Here is a 2880-nt window from a genome sequence, read left to right as displayed (position 1 = left end):
CTCCACCACCGGCGGCGTCTCGAGAATGTCGAGGATCCATTCCTCGGTGGCGGATTCGGCGTCGTCCTCATCGGGACGGATCCGGTTGGACAGGCGTACGCCCAAGCCGAGCAGCTGGGCGGCCTTCACCATGTCGATGGCCTCGTCGGGGCCGCAGTAATGGGTTGCGATGAGCCGCGGCTCGTCTTCGTACTCCACTTCGAGGAGCTGTTCCAGTTCCACACCCTCATCGGTTGTCATGGGGCCGGAGCGTACGCGAACGAAGTGACAATCCGCGCGGGAACCAGGTGGCGACCGCGTGACATTCGCTCAGCGCGTGAAGAACCAGGCGATGACGACCAGGACCAGCAGGGCGATCAGGGCGAGCTGGACACGAGAGCGGGGCATCAGACGGTTTCCTTGGTCGAGATCCGGCGCGGTGCGGGAGTGGTGACGACGGCTTCGCGTGCGGCGACGCGGTCGCGGCCCAGTAAGCGCAGGGCAATGCGCAGCACCCGGTCGAGCAGGTAGGCGATCCCGAAGCAGACCGGCACCATGGCGGCCAGCACGACGGCGAACTGGGGTACGAATGGCAGCCCGGCGACCCAGAGCTCGACGCCGTCCCACCAATCTGCGATCCGATGCACGGCTCCAGCCTAGGCCGAACGCGTGGCGGTGGACGAGCTGGGCCGGGTGGACCCATGATGAGGGTATGGCGTCCTATGACGAACCGGAGCCCGACGGCAACCTACGCGCCGGGTACGGCGACGCAACGGGAAGGCTTCCGGACCCGACCGGGGGCGAGTCGAGCGGCCGTGCGGCGGACCACGCGGGCGGCGGCGATCCGCGCAGCCCCTCGGAGGACGCCGGCACCGGTCCATCGGTCCCGCCCCGCGACGGCCTGGGCGACCCACCCGACGTCCCCGACGACTATCTCCCGTCCGCGTCGGGCCCGAGTCACCGCTCCATCTTCCCGCCCATCGACGACTACGCGTTCCTGTCCGACTGCGAGACCAACTGCCTGGTCGCCCGCAACGGCTCGGTGGAGTGGCTGTGCCTGCCGCGACCGGACTCCCCCAGCGTGTTCGGCGCCATGCTGGACCGCAGCGCCGGACACTTCCGCATCGGCCCGTACGGCCGCAATGTGCCCGCCGCCCGCCGCTACCTGCCCGGCGGCTTGATCGTGGAGACCACCTGGCAAACCGAGACCGGCTGGCTCATCGTGCGCGACGCGCTGGTGCTCGGCCCCTGGCACAACACCACCCAGCGCAGCCGCACCCACCGCCGCACCCCGATGGACTGGGACGCCGAGCATATGCTGCTGCGCACCGTGAAGTGCGTGAACGGCGTCGTCGAGCTGGAGATGAGCTGCGAACCGGCCTTCGAGTACCACGGGGCCCCGGCCCGGTGGGAGTACACCGGCGAGGTGTACGAGCAGGCCACCGCGCGCGGCGGTGACGACTGCCCCGCACTGACCCTCACCACCGACCTGCGGCTGGGGCTCGAGGGCCGGGAGGCCCGCGCCCGCACCCGGATGCAGGAGGGCGACCAGGTGTTCGTCGCGCTGTCCTGGTCGGAGCTGCCGCCGCCGCGCACCTTCGCCGACGCGGCGGAGAAGATGTGGCAGACCACCGAGTGCTGGCGGCAGTGGATCACCCTGGGACGCTTCCCGGATCATCCGTGGCGCGGATATCTGCAACGCAGCGCGCTCACGCTGAAGGGCCTCACCTACGCGCCGACCGGCGCGCTGCTCGCGGCGGCCACCACATCCCTGCCGGAAACCCCGGGCGGGGAACGCAATTGGGACTATCGCTATACCTGGGTGCGGGACTCCACCTTCGCCCTGTGGGGCCTGTACACACTGGGCCTGGACCGCGAGGCAGACGACTTCTTCGCCTTCCTGCACGATGTGTGCCGCGACGACAACGGGGATCCGGTTGCGCTGCAAGTGCTCTACGGCATCGGCGGGGAGCGTGAGATACGCGAGTACGAACTGCCGAATCTGTCCGGCTACGACGGCGCGCGGCCGGTGCGCATCGGCAATGCCGCCTACCAGCAGGACCAGCACGATATCTGGGGCACGCTGCTGGATTCGGTGTACCTGCACGTGAAGTCGCGTCAGCAGGTGCCGGAGACGTTGTGGCCCATGCTGGAACGGCAGGTGCAGGCGGCGATCGAGAACTGGCGCAAGCCCGATCGCGGCATCTGGGAGGTGCGCGGCGAGCCGCAGCATTTCACCTCGTCCAAGGTGATGTGCTGGGTCGCGCTGGATCGCGGCGCGAAACTGGCCGAGCTGCACGGGGAGTACGACTACGCCAAGAAGTGGCGCGATATCGCCGACGAGATCCACGCCGACGTCCTCGAGCACGGTGTCGACTCGCGTGGCGTGTTCACCCAGACCTACGGCAACGACGCCCTGGACGCCTCGCTGCTGCTGGTGGTGCTCAACCGCTTCCTGCCGCCGGACGACCACCGGGTGCGCGCCACCGTGCTGGCCATCGCCGACGAGCTCACCGAGAACGGCCTGGTGCTGCGCTATCGCACCGAGACCACCGACGACGGGCTGTCCGGCGAGGAGGGCTCCTTCACCATCTGCTCGTTCTGGCTGGTGTCGGCGCTGGTCGAGATCGGCGAACTACAGCGGGCCCGGCACCTGTGCGAGCGGCTGCTCGGCTACGCCAGCCCGCTCAAGCTCTACGCCGAGGAGATCGACACCCGCACCGGACGGCACCTGGGCAATTTTCCGCAGGCGTTCACGCATCTGGCACTCATCAACGCGGTCATGCACGTGATCCGCGCGGAGGAGTCGCACGGCGCGGGGCAGTTCAGCCCGGCGCATCCGGGACGCTGACGCGAGCGGTGGGGGGGGCGCCCCCCGGCGGTTTTTAAAATAAAACAGCC

At 69.0% G+C, this 2880-nt stretch carries 2 protein-coding genes and 1 pseudogene; 1 reads left to right on the top strand and 2 read right to left on the bottom strand.

The features are described 5' to 3' along the window. A pseudogene (locus QK444_RS34960) lies at positions 1-240 on the bottom strand (hypothetical protein); the annotation flags it as partial. A 146-nt stretch (positions 241-386) separates the two neighbouring features. Continuing rightward, positions 387-626 (bottom strand): hypothetical protein, encoded by a 240-nt coding sequence (locus QK444_RS34955; protein WP_282786271.1) that lies wholly within the window; start codon positions 624-626, stop codon positions 387-389. Positions 627-691: 65 nt separating this feature from the next. Between QK444_RS34955 and QK444_RS34950 the strand changes: the two genes are divergently transcribed. Continuing rightward, a complete protein-coding gene (locus QK444_RS34950) occupies positions 692-2830 on the top strand; it encodes a glycoside hydrolase family 15 protein (protein ID WP_282786270.1) in 2139 nt (712 codons plus the stop codon). Positions 2831-2880 lie beyond the last annotated feature (50 nt).

Source organism: Nocardia sp. CC201C, assembly GCF_030010695.1.
Lineage (GTDB): Bacteria > Actinomycetota > Actinomycetes > Mycobacteriales > Mycobacteriaceae > Nocardia > Nocardia otitidiscaviarum.
Note: the sequence above shows the minus strand (reverse complement) of the source record. Positions and strands in the feature narration are given on the sequence as shown.